The sequence below is a fragment of the Filibacter tadaridae genome (assembly GCF_900609045.1).
Classification (GTDB): Bacteria; Bacillota; Bacilli; order Bacillales_A; family Planococcaceae; genus Sporosarcina; species Sporosarcina tadaridae.
Window position 1 is genome coordinate 1 of the sequence record NZ_UXAV01000008.1, and the last position, 16878, is coordinate 16878.

20 protein-coding genes and 1 pseudogene are annotated in these 16878 nt (G+C 35.8%); 11 read left to right on the top strand and 10 right to left on the bottom strand.

The features are described 5' to 3' along the window. Positions 1–612: 612 nt before the first annotated feature. On the bottom strand, positions 613–819 hold the full coding sequence (locus tag FILTAD_RS00100; RefSeq protein WP_124068479.1) for a hypothetical protein: 207 nt from the start codon (positions 817–819) through the stop codon (positions 613–615). Between the two features lie 1153 nt (positions 820–1972). Here FILTAD_RS00100 and FILTAD_RS00105 point away from each other — a divergent pair. Beyond that, positions 1973–2449 carry a hypothetical protein gene (locus tag FILTAD_RS00105; RefSeq protein WP_124068480.1) on the top strand — a complete coding sequence of 159 codons (477 nt, stop codon included), beginning with the start codon at positions 1973–1975 and terminating at the stop codon, positions 2447–2449. A 105-nt stretch (positions 2450–2554) separates the two neighbouring features. Here FILTAD_RS00105 and FILTAD_RS00110 read toward each other — a convergent pair whose 3' ends face one another. Then, positions 2555–2989, bottom strand: a complete 435-nt coding sequence (locus tag FILTAD_RS00110) for a hypothetical protein (protein ID WP_124068481.1) — start codon at positions 2987–2989, stop codon at positions 2555–2557. Between the two features lie 316 nt (positions 2990–3305). Between FILTAD_RS00110 and FILTAD_RS00115 the strand changes: the two genes are divergently transcribed. From FILTAD_RS00115 to FILTAD_RS00130, 4 genes are all read left to right on the top strand, one after another. Continuing rightward, positions 3306–3827, top strand: a complete 522-nt coding sequence (locus tag FILTAD_RS00115; protein ID WP_160117528.1) for an RNA polymerase sigma factor — start codon at positions 3306–3308, stop codon at positions 3825–3827. A 42-nt stretch (positions 3828–3869) separates the two neighbouring features. Further along, a complete protein-coding gene (locus tag FILTAD_RS00120) occupies positions 3870–3986 on the top strand; it encodes a YvrJ family protein (RefSeq protein ID WP_238988101.1) in 117 nt (38 codons plus the stop codon). 10 nt (positions 3987–3996) lie between these two features. Then, positions 3997–4218 (top strand): helix-turn-helix domain-containing protein, encoded by a 222-nt coding sequence (locus tag FILTAD_RS16260; RefSeq protein ID WP_124068484.1) that lies wholly within the window; start codon positions 3997–3999, stop codon positions 4216–4218. A 235-nt stretch (positions 4219–4453) separates the two neighbouring features. Next, positions 4454–4855: a PBECR3 domain-containing polyvalent protein gene (locus tag FILTAD_RS00130; RefSeq protein ID WP_124068485.1), complete on the top strand. Its 402-nt coding sequence runs from the start codon at positions 4454–4456 to the stop codon at positions 4853–4855. 301 nt (positions 4856–5156) lie between these two features. On the opposite strand, the gene FILTAD_RS00135 is transcribed toward FILTAD_RS00130, so the two are convergent. Beyond that, a complete protein-coding gene (locus tag FILTAD_RS00135; RefSeq protein ID WP_124068486.1) occupies positions 5157–5726 on the bottom strand; it encodes a site-specific integrase in 570 nt (189 codons plus the stop codon). Positions 5727–6094: 368 nt separating this feature from the next. Next, positions 6095–6904: a hypothetical protein gene (locus tag FILTAD_RS00140; RefSeq protein WP_124068487.1), complete on the bottom strand. Its 810-nt coding sequence runs from the start codon at positions 6902–6904 to the stop codon at positions 6095–6097. A 122-nt stretch (positions 6905–7026) separates the two neighbouring features. Between FILTAD_RS00140 and FILTAD_RS00145 the strand changes: the two genes are divergently transcribed. Then, positions 7027–7404, top strand: coding sequence for a hypothetical protein (locus tag FILTAD_RS00145; protein WP_124068488.1), 378 nt, complete (start codon positions 7027–7029; stop codon positions 7402–7404). A gap of 132 nt (positions 7405–7536) precedes the next feature. Here the strand turns inward: FILTAD_RS00145 and FILTAD_RS00150 are convergent, their stop codons facing one another. From FILTAD_RS00150 to FILTAD_RS00160, 3 genes are all read right to left on the bottom strand, one after another. Next, the gene (locus tag FILTAD_RS00150) at positions 7537–7734 is read right to left on the bottom strand and encodes a hypothetical protein (protein WP_203229603.1); all 198 of its coding nucleotides are present in this window, start codon (positions 7732–7734) and stop codon (positions 7537–7539) included. Positions 7735–7847: 113 nt separating this feature from the next. Continuing rightward, on the bottom strand, positions 7848–8906 hold the full coding sequence (locus FILTAD_RS00155; protein ID WP_124068489.1) for a type II toxin-antitoxin system antitoxin SocA domain-containing protein: 1059 nt from the start codon (positions 8904–8906) through the stop codon (positions 7848–7850). Positions 8907–8936: 30 nt separating this feature from the next. Further along, entirely contained in the window at positions 8937–9356 is a 420-nt protein-coding gene (locus tag FILTAD_RS00160; RefSeq protein WP_238988102.1) for a hypothetical protein, read from the bottom strand. 272 nt (positions 9357–9628) lie between these two features. Between FILTAD_RS00160 and FILTAD_RS00165 the strand changes: the two are divergent. Together FILTAD_RS00165 and FILTAD_RS00170 are read left to right on the top strand one after the other, a co-directional pair. Continuing rightward, positions 9629–9859 (top strand): annotated as a pseudogene (locus FILTAD_RS00165) (protein rep); the annotation flags it as partial. A 114-nt stretch (positions 9860–9973) separates the two neighbouring features. Further along, positions 9974–10339: a DUF2239 family protein gene (locus FILTAD_RS00170; protein ID WP_238988100.1), complete on the top strand. Its 366-nt coding sequence runs from the start codon at positions 9974–9976 to the stop codon at positions 10337–10339. On the opposite strand, the gene FILTAD_RS16265 is transcribed toward FILTAD_RS00170, so the two are convergent. Both FILTAD_RS16265 and FILTAD_RS00180 read right to left on the bottom strand, forming a co-directional pair. Next, a complete protein-coding gene (locus FILTAD_RS16265) occupies positions 10336–10896 on the bottom strand; it encodes a VanZ family protein (RefSeq protein WP_124068492.1) in 561 nt (186 codons plus the stop codon). The genes FILTAD_RS00170 and FILTAD_RS16265 overlap by 4 nt on opposite strands. Next, the gene (locus tag FILTAD_RS00180; protein WP_124068493.1) at positions 10880–11377 is read right to left on the bottom strand and encodes a hypothetical protein; all 498 of its coding nucleotides are present in this window, start codon (positions 11375–11377) and stop codon (positions 10880–10882) included. Before FILTAD_RS00180 ends, FILTAD_RS16265 begins: the two co-directional genes overlap by 17 nt. A gap of 1227 nt (positions 11378–12604) precedes the next feature. Here FILTAD_RS00180 and FILTAD_RS00185 point away from each other — a divergent pair. From FILTAD_RS00185 to FILTAD_RS00190, 3 genes are all read left to right on the top strand, one after another. Further along, positions 12605–13744 carry a replication initiation protein gene (locus FILTAD_RS00185; RefSeq protein WP_124068494.1) on the top strand — a complete coding sequence of 380 codons (1140 nt, stop codon included), beginning with the start codon at positions 12605–12607 and terminating at the stop codon, positions 13742–13744. A 59-nt stretch (positions 13745–13803) separates the two neighbouring features. Next, entirely contained in the window at positions 13804–13956 is a 153-nt protein-coding gene (locus FILTAD_RS15705; RefSeq protein ID WP_160117531.1) for a hypothetical protein, read from the top strand. Positions 13957–15171: 1215 nt separating this feature from the next. Beyond that, positions 15172–15756, top strand: a complete 585-nt coding sequence (locus tag FILTAD_RS00190; RefSeq protein WP_124068495.1) for a MerR family transcriptional regulator — start codon at positions 15172–15174, stop codon at positions 15754–15756. A 134-nt stretch (positions 15757–15890) separates the two neighbouring features. On the opposite strand, the gene FILTAD_RS00195 is transcribed toward FILTAD_RS00190, so the two are convergent. Then, the coding region (locus FILTAD_RS00195; protein ID WP_203229604.1) for a phage integrase N-terminal domain-containing protein at positions 15891–16878 on the bottom strand (988 nt) is incomplete at its 5' end.

A 16878-nucleotide genomic window follows, 5' to 3' on the forward strand; every position in this document is an offset into this window, starting at 1 on the left:
CTCTTGTATGCCGATACACTTTCTCCATCTGTGCCATGATCGGTGAATTTCCTTTTGTCATTTTTTCAGCCCCTTCTTCAAAAAGTGCATAGCTCACCCATTGGCATTTTCAGGCGTCCTCAGAACTTCCTCAAAAACCGAAGGTTAAAACCAAAACACAAACCCTGCGATAACGGTATTTACGGGTGTATTTCCGGCTTTTGGGTACAGCTTTCTCTTTGCCCGAATTGCACTTCAGATTTTTATCACTTCGTTCAAAATCTGTGGCGTGCTCATTTGGCTAACGCCAAATAGCGGGCAAAGAGAAAGCTGTACCTCGTATCCAATTGTGTGTGTGAGTATTGAATGGAACATCCCCTAACGGGTTGGCTTTGCCATGTTCCAGTGAACTGCCATCAAGCAAGCATATCGCTCAGGTCTTCGACCTCGTTCACTTCCTGCCGGTATTTATTAACCGCTCCAAGCGTAGCGATCGGCTCTTTTCGTCAGCCTGCATTACGAATGCTTACACGCGCATTAACGTCCATCTTGTTTGCGACAAAGTCGCAAGGCAGCCTGTATTTGCTGACTGCCTTACCTGGGAGCGAAGTCATTCAACTTCACTCTATTTGTTCAGCCCCATGTTCCATCCACGTAATATCTAAACCATTCGCCGTTTGCGAAATGAACGTTTAAACATTTGTTGGGAACATCCTTTTCAATTTTTGTAACTTCCTCTCTCCCATACTTTTTTCGTTCCTCTGAACCCATTGCATTTAGATGCTGTTTGTACACCTGTTCGAATAATTTTTGTTCATTTTCCGATAGTTTAATTAGCATATTTCCTCTCTCCTTTTCGAGTTTTGTACTCATTTTGAGCACTCCATTTTTATGATTTTTTGTACTTTACTGCAAGAAGCAGCATTTGATAACGTTAGTTTTTGGACGCAAAAAGACCTTTGGTATCTGATTTTTTCCGTAGCAAAATAGGAGTCTAGTTTGCTTACGCCACAATCAGCCCAAAGGCCTGTCATTAGTCATCACCGCCAGATCCCGCATGGGTTCGGCATTAAAAGTTAAAGTAAATTTATATGCTATTAGTTTATCAGTTCCTTTTAGAGTTTTCAAATGCTTTGTTAAATCGGTTTGAATAAATACGATTAACCCCGTTTTTGTTATATTTCATTTCTTAAATAAACTTAAATGCAGCACCACGTGAAAAAGCTTAATTTATTCAAAAGGGACTCAGGTCTCCACTTTTTCAAGAATTATTATAGGCGTCTGATCTATTATGAAATCATTTTTTTCCGAACGAAGAATGTTCGAGGAAAATAGAGATCTTCTGTGTTTTCGTGTTTGTCCACACCAAGGTGAAGATAACGATTATTTTGATGATCATGAAGTATGAACTCTGTCGATATATTTGTATTCAAATCCTCGTTTGAGAACAAAATAACTGTAGGGTTTATTAATAGCTGATATATGTATGCAAAATAAAGAATCCGTTCATGAAGTTCTTTATACTTTTCGCGAATATGTTTCTGTTAAAATGTTTCCATTGTAACGGCACCAGATTTAATTAGGTTGTAGCCAGTTACTCCTCCGTAGTCTGTCGCATTAGGCTCGTCCTCGAAAATGTGTTGAAAGCCAAGTAGATGACATAAGTTATCTTTGGGGTCCTACCAACAAAAAGCGCAAACCATACGCTAAGGAAATCTTCGGCTTTTATTTTTATTGAATAAGAGGGCGCAGCATTTCCCGCAATGTGGCTGTAATCAGTGGTAGGGCCCCTTATAGACCAGAGATACAAAAGGCAAGAATATCCTTGCAATGAACAAATGTGAACGCTAGACTAAGACAAAAGAAATGGAGAATTTATCTATTCACTGGGATGATCCCTTAGCTTTTCTTTAGCTTTTATCGGTCGCAACTACCTGTGATAGCAATATACTTTTAAGGAATAAGGATAAATAGAAAGGAATTGGTCTTACAGATGAAAAAAATTAAATATTTAGCCTTTGCAATAGTTATAGTTTTATTATCAATCTTTCTTTATAAGGGTTTCATATATTATAAGATTTCATTCAATCCTATTAAGGAGTTCGCATCTGAATCCCTGGTTGACTTTCATATTTCAAAAAATCTCCCTGATGGCGAATCAGTTACAGCAAAATGCCATGATGAGAATACTTGTGGCTTAGTTTTAGAATACCTTAGCAATCTAAAATTAGTGCCCTTAAAGGACAAGGCTGCACAAGACATGCTTAATTATGAAAATGCAATCTACTTTGATGGGATGTTAAAGTTTAACGAGTCGGAAGTAATATTTATTTCGGATATATCTATAGACACCCCTAACGTCCTTCGTATTAGTTCTTCAATAACTGGGTTCAAGGATGGTTATTATAAAATTGAGGATTCTAAGTTTGACTATGACCATATTTATGAATTGATTAGTACCGAAGAATGAAAAAAGAATATACGCGAGCTAAGTTTTAGTTTCTCCTTTGTACAGTTCTTCCTATTTCAAGACATTGAAAAACCCTCTTGCAGTAATGCAAGAGGGTTTTTATTTTTACTGTGAAATCCAACCATTTTTCGCGTGGACAGCTGTAAGAACCCCTTTTCCATGAACAATTCGGAATTTCTCGTCAATAAATTCAAGGAATGGCAGATCAGCCCTTATAGAGTCGTACTGTGGATGGTCATCCAAAAAATATAGGAGTTCTTGCAAATAGTCCTCCCCATTTTTACAAACAGCAATAATTGTAGCTCGTTCATTCCCTGCGCCACTGATTGCTGAGATTACTCCAGCTGCTAAAGTGACAGGGGTTGGCAACATAAAGGCTAACGATAATACAGTTGAATAAGCTCCCAAGGCAGTAATAAGTTTTCCTTCACTGACATTAGTAAAACCTTGCATTCTAATTTCATATTGCGCTCTTCGAACCCTATACAAAGTATCACGAGACATAGTGAGATTCGAAATATATTCTCTTCGGCGACCCATAAAAAACATCCCCTTTTAAATTATATTGCAAGAGAACCCTTCGTTGGCCAACTTAAGTTATCTTACACTATATAAGAGGACACTAACGTTTAAATAATCAACCCTTAAATATTAAAACTTTTTCAAAATTATTTAGATATTTGGTTGATAAATCTAAAAACAATCCCCTTTTATTAAGTATAAGAAAATTTTAGTAGGGGAATTTTATTGAGAAAGAATAATTTAGTACTCTAAATTTTTTTACTTAAATGTAGAACAGGTGTTTGCTTAATGATATTATATATATATAGCGACTGGACAAAGGGAGGTAATAGAAGTGCATAATTTAGCCCAAAAAATTATCAATGAAAATGAGGATATTAAGAAACTTTACAAAAAAGCTACCTTGGAAAAAGATGAGAAAGTTTGCAGTGTGTTGAATGAACAGTTTCTGGGACATCTTTTTAAAATTTATTCAACAAGTTACCTACACAAGTCAATAGTGTTAAATGCAAGGGAAATAAAAAGAAAGCATTTAAAAATATACAGTCAAGAAGATTTAATTTTAGATAAGTTAGACCCCGAATTTAATGAAGCGAAAATTGATAGTATTCCCGATAAGTCTGTTAATTTTATAGAAGAAATTACAGTCCCTAAAGATATTGATTTTACGGAAATTTTCACGGATCGAACATTGGCTTTAGCCATAAATAATTTAACGAAAAAGCAAAAAACAATACTATTTCTAAGGTTTGTAAAGCAATTTGAAGAAAAGGAAATTGCTAAAAAACTAAGAATCTCGATTCAAGCTGTAAACAAGATAAAAAATGCATCTTTAAAAGCCTTAAAATCCAAATAAGGAATGGTTAAAATGGATTATTTCATGGAATTTATTAATACAATGGGCTTCCCCATTGCTATAAGCTCCTTTCTTTTAATAAGACTTGACAGTAAACTTGAGCAGCTAAATAAAACCTTAATTCAGTTGTTAGAAACTGTTTCAAAAAAAAACAAATGAAGGTGATTTTATGAATGAAACAGATTTTAAAATTCTATTTGAATATGCCCAAAGTGGCGACACAAAAGCCATGGAGGAACTAATTAAAATGTTTATGCCTGTCTTGTGCAAAAACAGCTTCATTAATGGTAATTTAGATAAAGATTGCTTACAGGAGCTCACTATAAAATTCATTAAGTCTGTACAAAAATTCAAATTTAGAGAAACCGAGTCGAATTTCTGCCTAATTTAATAACCGATAATGTTGAGTTATATTTCGGGTGTCCTTTGCGTAGTTTTTACATAAAGAATCGTCAAGTATTGCAAAAAAACTTTCGAAAAACCCAATTAAGCAATAACTAAAAAGTAGTTGAGATGAAGCTGGCGAAAAAGAGGTAGAAGTTTACGGAGAAGTACATGAGTGAGTGGAATCTATTTCATGATATAATGGCTTTATTGGAATTTGATTGCTAGGGGCCGATGATACTTTGTCTGATTTATTTTCTTTTGATGAAAACTCTGTTGATCCTCTTTTGGTTGGGGAGATAGATACAATAAAGATCCAGTCCCTGATAGGAATTAATTTTCCTACAAGTGACGTATATATCTATCCTGGTGCGATTAAACATATTAAAAAGAAGCACCCAGGGGTATGGGAACAGTATGGCCATTCTATCCCTTTAGTTCTTAGTGAACCTGACTATATTGGCAAGAATCCTAAAGAGCCGAATAGTATTGAATTATACAAGCAGTTAGGTGATCATCTACTTCTCGCAATTAAGTTAGATCCCACAGGTTACTTGTTTGTCTCTAGTTTATATGATTTGAAGAATGCAGTAGCAAAAATCAACAAACGATTGATCAGCAAACGCATTATCCCTTATGTGTAAAAGGTTTTTTCTTGAAAAAGAGACGCCTAGTGTTATAATAGAATTACAGTAATTGTTACACTTTTAGTCAGATGCGTTTAAAATGTTTTTGCATGCATACACTATTTATTACAAGGATAATTGAGGTGGGAAAGGTTCCCCACGCGCTCCTTCGGGAGTTACCAGAGATCCTGGATACGCCGACCAGGTAATTGTCCTTTATCGTTAAGTCCTCCAATTGAAATTGGAGGACTTTTTATTTTTTTTATAGATGGCCATAAATCTTGCATCCTATGAGCAGACCCTTTGGGGTAAATCCGAGTTAAAGATCCAGGGCTTGAACAGCTGCATCCATATCGTCCTGTGTGATGCCTATATACCGTAAAGTAACACTTTCGGAACTATGGTTAAACATCTTCATCAAGAGCGTAATATTCGTCCCTCGTTTGATTTGATGATACCCAAACGTCTTTCGAAGGGAATGCGTCCCGATGTTTTCAAGACCCAACTCTTTCGCTGCATCACTTATAATGGTCCAGGCCTGGACCCGGCTAATCGCTTGATTTGTCCCTTTCCGACTCCTGAATAGGTAAGCTTCCGAATCCCCCTCATAATGCTGGCCGGCATACGCCTCAATCGCCTTTTTAACCCCTTTAGAAAGAGCCACCTTATTTTCCTTCCCTGTCTTTTGTTCAGTCAGTGCTAAATGCGAACGTACACTGTTTTTAGGATCCAGTACATGCTTAAATTGCACCCTAATTAAGTCCGAAATGCGATAGGGTGAATTGATGCCAAGCGTAAATAGGAGATAGTTCCTTTCGCTTTGCGCGAAAAGGATTTTTTTCATGCTGCTAATCTTATTGAGATCCCGAATCGGTTCAACGAATTTCATGCTTCCAGTAGACCTCCTTATGTATTTCACCGTACAAGCTCCAATCCAACTTAAGGTAATCATAACATATACTATGTTAGATTCAAATTGACGAAGAAAAAAATGCATGGCTAAAAAACAGCTCAATTCCTTATGGTTCAAGGGATTGAGCTGTTTTCACGAATCTAACATATTTACATTGTGTTAGATTAATAATTTCATTTTGAGTGTACTTAAAATATATACCTGTATACATTTTTGAATATCCTCAACTTGTCTATAAGACAGGAAAACGACAAAGAATTGATTTCTTGGTCGTTTTCTTAATGACGTCCTATTTAAACCACCTATTTCTGGCTTAGATAGACTATTTACTATAAACTGATCGGTTAATATATTCCACCTACCCCCGAGAAACCCGGCTGTTCATAGTGCCCATCAGGTAAAAATCTTACTTTAGCACCTGAAAAAGTCTTGCTTTTTCCAGTTATGGTTGTGAGGTAATTACTAGTTTTAGTTCCACTTACATAATTACTTCCCCATACTTCATCTCCAAATAATTTCTTTTTCACAATTGTATATGCTATACCTAAGCTATGAGATGAAGTATTATCTTGATGCACTACCAAATTAACCATTGCATCAGATTTATTTATATCAAAAGTACAATTTGAGTAAAATTCTTTATTATCTCGTCTTCCGGAAAAGTTCCAATCACAAAGGAAGTGTGCCGCTAGGGGCGTGATTATAGTTTCTGACAAGGTAGTTTCTGAAATTGCTTCCTGTAATATCTTATATTCTTCATTTTCTAACGAAGAATTTGAAACATTAACTTTCCAACGTGAATCTTCTTTTGTCATCAGCATCGGTACTTCAGAAATTTCTCCTGTTGCAAATTCTAATCTCGCAATATACTGAATTTCATTGTTTGAAACAACTTTATCACCTAAAATCTCATAATCTACTAGCTTATCTTCAATTAACATAATTTTGTACTCTGAAATTTGTTGCTCTAAAGAATTATAACGCGTATCATTCACATTATTCACGACTGCATGAACATCATTTTCAACCATGCCTGTCAAATAAGTATCAATAACTTCTCCCACACTTTTAACTTTTATTTCCTCTGCCTGAGAGATTAGCGGCATTGAAAATAAAAATACACCTAAAAATAAAAACTTTAATACATTTTTCATAAAAAACATCCTCCCAATCATCAAATATGGAACTAACTTCCTTCATTTCCGATTTAATGGTATCATAGTATTTAGAAAAGAACTACTACTATATTAATTTTCAAATGGTGAGGTGATATGAAATGAGCAAAAAAATCCCAATAGGGCTACTACTTCTATTACTTCTAGTCGGCTGTTCAACAGAAGCAGCACTTACTCCAGAAATGGAGGTTGAGGGACTCTTACAAAGTTATTTAAAGGCTTTGGAGGATAATGATACGACTACATTAGTCAATCTGTCGGATGACTTGAGGTTTCCTGACAAAAAGGAGCAATTGGAAAGTTACTTAGATATCGATTCAACAGTCTCGGAAACACGAATCATCGAACTCTCTACTATAAGTCCAACTGAGTTTGAAGCAACAGTTTCACTAGTGGATGATGATGAGCAACTAGAGTTCATATTCCCCATTAAGCAACTAAAAAACGAATGGAAAGTAATAGTTGGTAAAGACTACTAGATACAATCTATTGATAAAGAAACTAAAAAAACTGCACCTCCAATTAGTTACTAATTTGGAGGTGCAGTTTTTTTTATGCCTACAATCCCTTGTACCCGATCCAGCTATTATATGTCCTAAAATGCTTCTTTATCAGGCTGTATCAACACTGCCATCCATGCTTGTAAATGATAACTTCACTTCTTGTTTTATTGGTTCTGCAACAGCACTATTTTTTCTTTTAGCTTGTTGCTGTTTTCTAAGGGCTGCTAAATATTTGTCAATATCAAACCAATATTTTTCACCATTTAAATGAAATTTATATCTTGGGTGTTTAGTTAAATCATACAAAAATGCATTGTTGTATACCAAGTTTACATAACAGCAGTTATCGGAAATAAAAAGCCTTTGGAACTATTGATTCCAAAGGCTTTTTATTTATCACAGACTAAATAAACTTTAGATTAATTTCTCTGTAGCAATTTTAATGTTCGATACATTGAATCAAAGAAATGATGAATATCGTCTTTTTCAATTACCCAATCGCAACTCGCATCATCAGCCAAATCTGCACGCGTTTTTCGCCAAGGATACTCTATATGTGTTAAGTTCTCTAAAAATTTCGCTTCAAATTTACTATATTTATCCCATATCCAATGCAATATACTCAACTGATCAGATGTTAAACCTAAATCATGAATCGATACACCAAAATCTTTGTCAATTCTTTTCGAACCATATGATTTATAGCGATGGTACAAATCAGGAATTACGGGACCATGTTGCCATGCTTGGAAATTATCTTCAAATAAATCGTGTCCAGTGAAAGCATGGCTCCATCCCTGAGCAAAATACATTAACTTCTGAAGCTTTAAAGGAGAAACTCTTAAATCATCTTCATCTTCCTCATTAAATTCTTGCCCTTTTATAATAAAAAACTTCTCTACTGATTCTGTAGAAGTCATGTGCGATTCATCATCTCTATCTTCTATATTTAACAACGTAAGCCTGTCATCTAATCCCTTTAATAACTCACTAGATTTTACTGTATCTAATAAAAAAGATAACCTTTCTTCAAGTACTCTTTTAGGTTTCTCTTCAAGTTCATCACGATAATTATCAAATGCTCGTTTCATCGCGCGTGGATCTAAATATGTTTTAAAATGAGTATCATGTTTTTTCGTCTGTAAACTTCCATTTTCATATCGAGAGATAGTAGCAGGGCTCCATCCAATTAATTTAGCCATTACTCGCGTGCTAGCCTGATAAATTTCATTACGAACATAACGAAAATCTTCTGCTTTTAACATATCTTTATTTTCCTGATATTTACGATAAATTGTACTATAATTTCGATCTGTTAATTCGTCGTTATCTGTGTACTTTCCACATTTTGTACACTCATAACGTTCAGCTTCATATGTGATAGTTTCGCCATGCAATTCAACTTTATCTGTAACAAATTTATGTTCAACCGAAGTTCGTTCAAAACAATGAACACAGAATTTTAATTGTAAAGTCATATCTTTTTCCTCCTGTTTTTCATACCCCACTCATGATGCCTTGAGGGGGTATGTGATTGTGCGATCTGGTTTATGAAAAGAAACACAACAGGTAAAAGGGCCATCATTGTCTTCAATAAAACTGAACTTAATATAAACTTCCATCGTTTCATTTCCAGTAACAACCTTTCCAAATTCCCACATATCACTATTTAGCAATCGTGGAGGAACATTACTGCTCCCATTTGGATTGGATCCTCTGTAATAATCTTCATATGTTAGTTCTTCTTCAACAATTCGTCTTACATCTGCGGCTCTAAATCCTAATTCCAACAAAGTAGCTTCGTTCTTATCTCTTTGTGCTAAAAAGATAAAATGGTCATTTCCCCGATGAATACAATCAACAATCTTCTTTAAAATGTCTTCAACTTGGGCCTGTGTAGCTCCGTTGAATGCTGCCAATAAAACCACGTCCAATATTAAGATTAGTGTTCTCAATCATACGGTATCTTATTCAAGGATAACACCTTTTGTTATTAATGAATAACACTTTGTCATAACCTATGAATATTTAACATGAAAACAGAACAAAATAATAGAAAAAAACTGTTTCATTTTTTCATGATCGCTACTAACTATCATTGTTAAATATCGTATTTCGTTATATGTTCATTATGAAACAGTACAGTCTATAAGGAATATAAAATGTATATTATATGCACTTCTAGTTAACATAATAGCAAGAAAGAAACCTACAAATCGTTGAGGATTTGGAAAAGGGGCTGTATCGAAAGCGATTGATTTCATACGGCGGATTGTTGAAGAAGATACACAAAGAATTAAATTTAGATGATGCTGAAGATGGTGACCTTATAAAAGTTGATGGTGAAGATGAAGAAAAAGAAGATGCTGCATTCACTGTTACTGCAATGTGGAACTGGAACAGGCAAAATTATTATATAAAAGATGATTGAAAGGGTAGCGCTTACTACTCTTTTTTATTTACGATAATTTAGGTTACTTAAAATACTTTAATTTAGGTAACTTAGATTATATGATAAAGGTAACTTAAAAAGGGGGTGGTATTTATGGGGTTATTTAGTCAAGAAACAATTGAGGGATTTATCAAGCAAACCAAAGAGGTTATCGCGAATTTGGAAAGAGTTCTTGCTCTGAATCCGAACATAGAAAATGCTGATGATGTTCGATCTATGCTTGAATATCAAAAGAAATTACTGGCAGAATATCAAGAGCGGTTAGATGCAATGAATGAGGTTGGCCGTCCAGCAATCGGGGTCACGAAAAAAGTTTCGCTGACATTGCCCGAAAGTTATTGGGATTGGTTAGACGAAAAGGCAGACGGCAATCGTTCAAAGTTTTTGCGTGAAGTGATTGAGAATGCAATTGGGAATGAAAGTGAATGGAGTAATAATACAGAAGATACGAGAGATTAAGATCGTATCTTCTGTATTATTACTTTAAAAATGATTTGGTAGATTGTATAAATTATGAATCCTATAAAACAACTTATTAGATTTAAGATAAAATCATCTATATCAAAAATGCCTAGAAAGAAAATTAATTGAAGTGTTTCTATGATGAATATTATTATAAAACAGGTAAGCATGGTTTTATATATATTTCTTTGTGATGGAAAAGCCATTGGTATTAGAAAGCCCATAGGTATAAAAGGAATTATATTTCCTAGAATATTTAAAGTAGCTATGCTGAAATGTAGTTCAGTTATGTAAGTTTTAATTGTATTAAAGGGAATTAGGTTGTAACCAAATTCACCTTGGTTTCTACGTTCAATATTTAATTTGATATTGGTGATAGTGCGATTTATGTTGCCATCAAATTTAATTATTACGAAATTTAATATCATCAAAATATATATTGTGAAGAAAGTTCTCCAAACGTTTTTGAACATATTTAATAACCTCTTTTTTAAAGAATATAAAGGGGGATTGATAAACAATCCCCTTTCAAGGTAATTAATTAATGTATCCATTGAATGAATATTTATTTCCGTTTGTAGGTACTACAAACGTAATATAATATTTAGTTGAAGCATTTAATCCGACGAAATGAGCTGAAGCGGAACCGTTTTTTATAGTTACTGTGTAGCTGGCAATTGTTTTATGCGATGAGTTATTTAAGACAATTGTCATTTCATTATTAGATCCACCAAGGTCATCTAAAACTTTCCAGTTATTTACGTATATTGACATACGTGTTTTTCCATTTATAAATTTATCTGTATAGACTTGTGCACCTACACGTGCGACTTGATAATTGTAGCGGCTGATCGAAATGTTGTGCGTGCTAGCAGAAGAGCCAGGTGGTTTAGCTCCATAAGGCACATATTCTTCTGAATCAATAGGAGCAGTAGGAACAAGTTGATTTACAGAGCTAGCTTCTACTTGGGGACTAAAAATTAAAGAACTGAATAGTAGTACAGTCAAAAATAAAATCGATGAAATTTTTTTCATAAATAATCTCCTTGTAAATATGTATTTTATTAACACTTGAATTGTACAATAAATATTTTGTTTTGCCTAGGTCTTGCGATCGGTCGTGGGAAAGGCTTGGCATTAGTCAACGGTAAATGTCTGACTGACCAAAGGGAAGGAATTTAAGGAGTTGACTAATTTCGCCAAACCCGAACCCTCTTGGCACTGAAACAAACCCACGTTTGTTTCTGCCTACCGGCGAGGGAGCCCCCTCAAAAAGTGAGGGGGTTGGGGGAGCTTTTTGGAGGGGTTCGAGGGGAAATTTTTCCCTCGTGGGTTTGGGCAAAGCCCATGATCTTTTTCTTTTTGTTTTTGAACTTGGGGGAGCGGTTTTTGCTCCCTTGCTTTTAGCCTCGCAGAGCATGTCCAGAAGAATTCTGGTATACCAGAAAAGCCCTATGTTTTTTAAGGGCTTTTTTTTCTCTTTATGAACTGGATTTTGAACTAGGTTTTACGAGGAGAAAAGGGAAAAAGGGGGGACTACCACGACCCTTCCCTTTCGTTATGCATGAAATTATACATCGTTGAGTTAACAGGCTTTCTGGTGGACGCTAGGCTTGTCTGAACGAATAATTATACAAAACCCTTTCGCAATTTTCGCCCGTCTTCTTCGGTTTTCTAAAAACGCCCACAGATAGTCTAGAATCGTTCCTAAAAGAGTAATTAAAGAGATACACCTAAATTCCTTTAATGTTGCTCTATGAGTATCCTGTGCGTTTCTATGGCTATATTTAATAGACTGAGAGAGTTGGACATGTCCTTTTCGAGGATTTGCCCTCTTTTTTTCTAGTAACGGCCTTTTATGTTTTGGGTATAGATTATTTGTCTCGATTTTTTTGATAGAAAAAGAGAAATCAATGTCACCTGATTTTTGACCACCACCACCACGCGCGTGTTTGTTGTTGTTTATTGATTACTTGATTACTTGATTACTAGTGATTACAGGACCCTTCAAACCGTTGGTACCATTGACCTTTCGAGGTCTAAAGGCAACACTTTCGGTCCCAAAGACAACCTTTTCGGTCCCAAAGGCAACCTTTTCGGTCCCTCAAAGGTAACACTTTCGGTCCCAAAGGTAACACTTTCGGTCCCAAAGGTAACAACTATATATATATGTTGCATAAGTTGTTGACACTGCATGCTTTAGTTATTAATCTATAGATAAGGCAACAGGAATATAAATGTGTAACCTTTAGGAGATGGACTATGAAAAGTAATTATTTGGTGGCACAATCAAATGATTTAATTGAAGCTCGCCATAATAATCCTTTAACCGTTAGAGAACAAAAAATAATTCTGGCAATGGTCAGTGAAATTCAACCTGATGATGAAGATTTTAAAGAGTATCGAATTTCATTAAAAGACTTTAATGAAATGTTGGGATTAAAGGGGAAAACAAAATACAGTGAAATTAAAGAAGTTGTCAAAAATTTAATGGGGAAAACTATTGAAATTCCGCGCAAAAATAAAGGGTGGCTTCTTGCTCATTGGGTTTCTAGTGCGGAGTACATTGATGGTGAAGGAGTTATAGAATTAACCTTTTCTCCCAAGTTAAAGCCATATTTATTACAACTGAAAGAATATACTTCATACCGATTAAGTAATATATTAGCCCTTAATAGTACATACTCCATTCGGTTATATGAACTTATGAAAAAGTGGGAATTTCTTGGGACATGGGAGTATCCTCTCGAGGATTTAAGAGGGAAATTAGGTGTTGAAGAAGGTACATATCCAAAGTACTCCAATTTCAAAGTACGTGTTTTATCGAGGGCAGTTGAAGAAGTCAATAAGAAGACTGACTTTTATATTAGCTTTGAGGAAATTAAGAAAGGGCGTAGCGTAGAACGGATTAAGTTTACAATCAAACACAAACCTGAAAAGGAAATTGAACTACTCGATGCAAAAATTAAACCAGAAAGACTAAAAAAACAAGTTGAAAATGAAGATATTCGAAAACGATTGAATGCTTTAACGAAAGATTATAGCTTCAATCATATTTATTTTACTGAAATGTATGAAGGAGCATTATTTATTTGGAGCGATGATGCTGAAAAGGAATTGAGCATGCTCATTCATTACGTGAACGAAGAAGAAAGCGTGAAAAATCCCTTAGGTTTTATCAAAATGAAATTGCAAGAGTATGGGGGACTTTATCAAAAGGGATTGCCTGTCACGTTCGCTGATTTAAAACCAAGTCAACGGAGAACAGGTCGAGTGGAAAAGGTCCCTGAGTGGTTTAAAAATAGAAACGAACCAAAAAAGGCTAAAAAAGAAACTGATCTTAACATTGCAGAAGAACGAGAAAAGCTACTAAAGGAATTGGGATATGAAAATGATAAGTGATACTTTTTACCGTTCAATGACGGATAACCAATTACAAGCAGCGTACAAAAAAAATTGATATGAATATTGAGTCTGATCCTGTAGCGGGAATGATTAAGGAGATGGAACTTTTACGAAAGGTTGCGAAAGAACGAGGGATTGAGTTGGGGGATCCATTTGATGCTGTGAAGGGACTTTTGGAACTTTCTTTGAAAAATGAGAACAAAAGTTGATAGAAAAAAGGGTCGGGATTTAGAAGGCAAGTAATACAATACGATGCATGAAAGTATGCATTTACAATAAAATATAGTGCATGGTTTCATGCATTTGAATCTAATTCATGTTCCCGCAGTTTCGTTAGGCTTCGCCTAACTTCACATGGTACATGGGAACGAAAACCCCTTATGCTCTTTCTAACCTTTTTCCGAATTCGAGCTCTGTTTTCCCTTTAATTATTTTCGTATTTATAAAGTTTCGCATGTGTTTCTTGCAGGGGCAAAAACAAAGAGTCGGAGAAAGGGCAAGCTACGGGTTTGTCATGACTAATCCCAAAAACGCTGTTTTTGTCTTGGTAGGAAATCCTAGAACCTTGTCCGTTTGAAGCACCAAAAATTTTATTTTTGGTGACCTAAACAGATGTCACCTGGCTCTATTTTTTTAATAACTTTTTGAATCGGAAACACGGGAATAGTTAGAAAAAGTTAGAAAGAGCATAAGGGAAAACTGCCCCCAATTTCATCGTGGGACTAGGCGAAGCCTAGTGTTTTGATGGGGGCAAGTTTTTTTGTATTAGGCACGCTAGCGTGCCTTTATATTTTAACGTTAGGAACGCTAGCGTGACAGATGGAAATTGAAACATTGTTGAGTTAGGTCAACAATGTTCAAGATAAAAAAGAGATGCTTGATATACAAATTCAATGTCAGAAAAGTAGCCCAAGGAGTTTCCTTTTTTGAAAAAGGAAACTCCAAAAAAAATTATAAATTGAAACCCGACCCCAAAATCCTTGGGGTACCTTCGCCGGTTAGTAGTTTCCAAATGTACATTTGGAAAAGCCAAAAGGGTGGAGAATCACCTCAAGTATTCACCCCTTAAATTCCTTTTGCTATCGCTTCAGTCAGACATTTACCATTGATACTTGCCGATGAACTTCCTTCAGGCCAAATAAAAAAAGACCATCAATAGACGATTTCCCTTTATTCAACGGGTGTCCCTCCTTAGTCGAACAAGTAAATCAACACTAATCTTTAATTGGGCCTAATTTTATAATCCCTCTTTCAATTTGTTTTATTGTAAGTCTTGTGATCTAACGAAGTGAGATTGGGTAAGAGGAATACAAAAAGGTTGAGAAAGATTGACTTACAGGGATAAGTTAGCCTAAGTTAAGGATAAATTAGAGCTAAATTTAGTGTAAGATAAAGCTAAATTTATGCTATTGGGGGATGGGGAAATGCGAGTTCCAATCAGTAAAATCACAAGAGAATTAGACATTAAATCATTTCAACTGCATAAATGGGAAGAACGAGGATGGCTCGGAACTGAGCCCGTTTTTAAAGATCCAGATAACAATGGCCAACGTACGTACAGTAAGCAGCAAGTTGAACGTATTGAATATATAGATGAAGTCATTAAAGACCAAAGGAAACAGGAAATTCATCGCACGGATCCAAAAGAAATGGAAAAGTTGCTCTTGGAGAAGTTTGGTGGTGAAGTTACACGAGTTGAAAGCAAAGAATTAATTGTTCTTCCCACAACACTTGAATCTTTTCAAGAATTGTTAATCCAACAAAACAAAGAAATGAATGCCATGCGGGAAATGGTCGATGAATTGGTAAAAGGACAATTGGAATTGAAAAATTATATCGAGGAGTCTTTGCCAGGACGGCTACAACTGCAAGAACACGACAGAGAACTATTGTTAGGTCTAAAGGAAACTATGGAAGGTCGTAAAAAAGAACTGGACATGGCTGAAACCGCTGCGACAGAAGAAGAGGGGAATCCAGGTTTTTTTGCTCGTCTCTTTAAAAAGCATTGAAAATAACGACATGAAAATTACTTTGTTAGAAAAAAGGATAAATAAATTATTATAAGTAGCCTGTTTCTGTTTAACTAATGGAGCTTTAGTTAAAGAAAATTAAATATAAAGAGGTTGATTTCTTGTAAGGGAAATCAACCTTTATCCCCCAAATAGACATCAATGACATCTACTCGTTCATGGCCAACTTCTTTCGTGACGATTGCTGCAGCTTGCAACTTGGAATAGCCTTTCTCCATTTCTTCCCGTACCCGATCTTGGACATAATTGTAGCGTAGCCCGTGATAGGTTAAAGCATTAGCCACTCCTTCATACATCCGCGTTTCTTGACCTTCGACCGTTTCGAATTGATCCCGATTATTTTGCATGAACTTCTCGACTCGATTTACTGCTGCATGTGTCTTCTCACCAGGACGAATAAACAGGCGTTCACCTCTTGGAACTCCTTGAATCCTGCTTTCCATTACCCATCGACCTTGGGAAGACAATGGGACCTGTCGCCATTTTCCATTCTTTGCTTCGCCCTTTACTTGATAAATTCCCAATCTCAACGCTTGCTCTACTTGTGATCTGCTCATTGCAACAGCTTCAGTCACCCTCAACCCCATTGTCCTTGCCAATTGCATCACATCGCGCACGTCAGCGGCTGTTTCAGACCCCCTGCCGTTGCTTGCAGCCATTTCTCGGACGGATTGTTGCATATCGTTATATTCATGGTCTGTCCATGCCCTATTGCCTTTTACCGCAGGTGTCTTGTCTAATGCAATGGAAAATGCATTTTTTAGCTCTTTGTTGTCGGAAAGTTCGTGTTTGATGTTTGGAATCATGTCGTGCATGTAGCGAATCGCCCCTAAGTCGTTTTTAAGCGTTTTTGGTGCAATTCCTTCCGTTTGCCGTTGCTGGATATAGGCTACTACATGCTTATCCTGTAAATTCCGCAAATTTTTCATCTTGAATTTTTCATCTAAAAATCCAATGAAATTTCGACAGCTGCTTTCGTATCTGGCACGAGTAGCAAAGGAATTTGCTCTTGTATGCCGATACACTTTCTCCATCTGTGCCATGATCGGTGAATTTCCTTTTGTCATTTTTTCAGCCCCTTCTTCAAAAAGTGCATAGCTC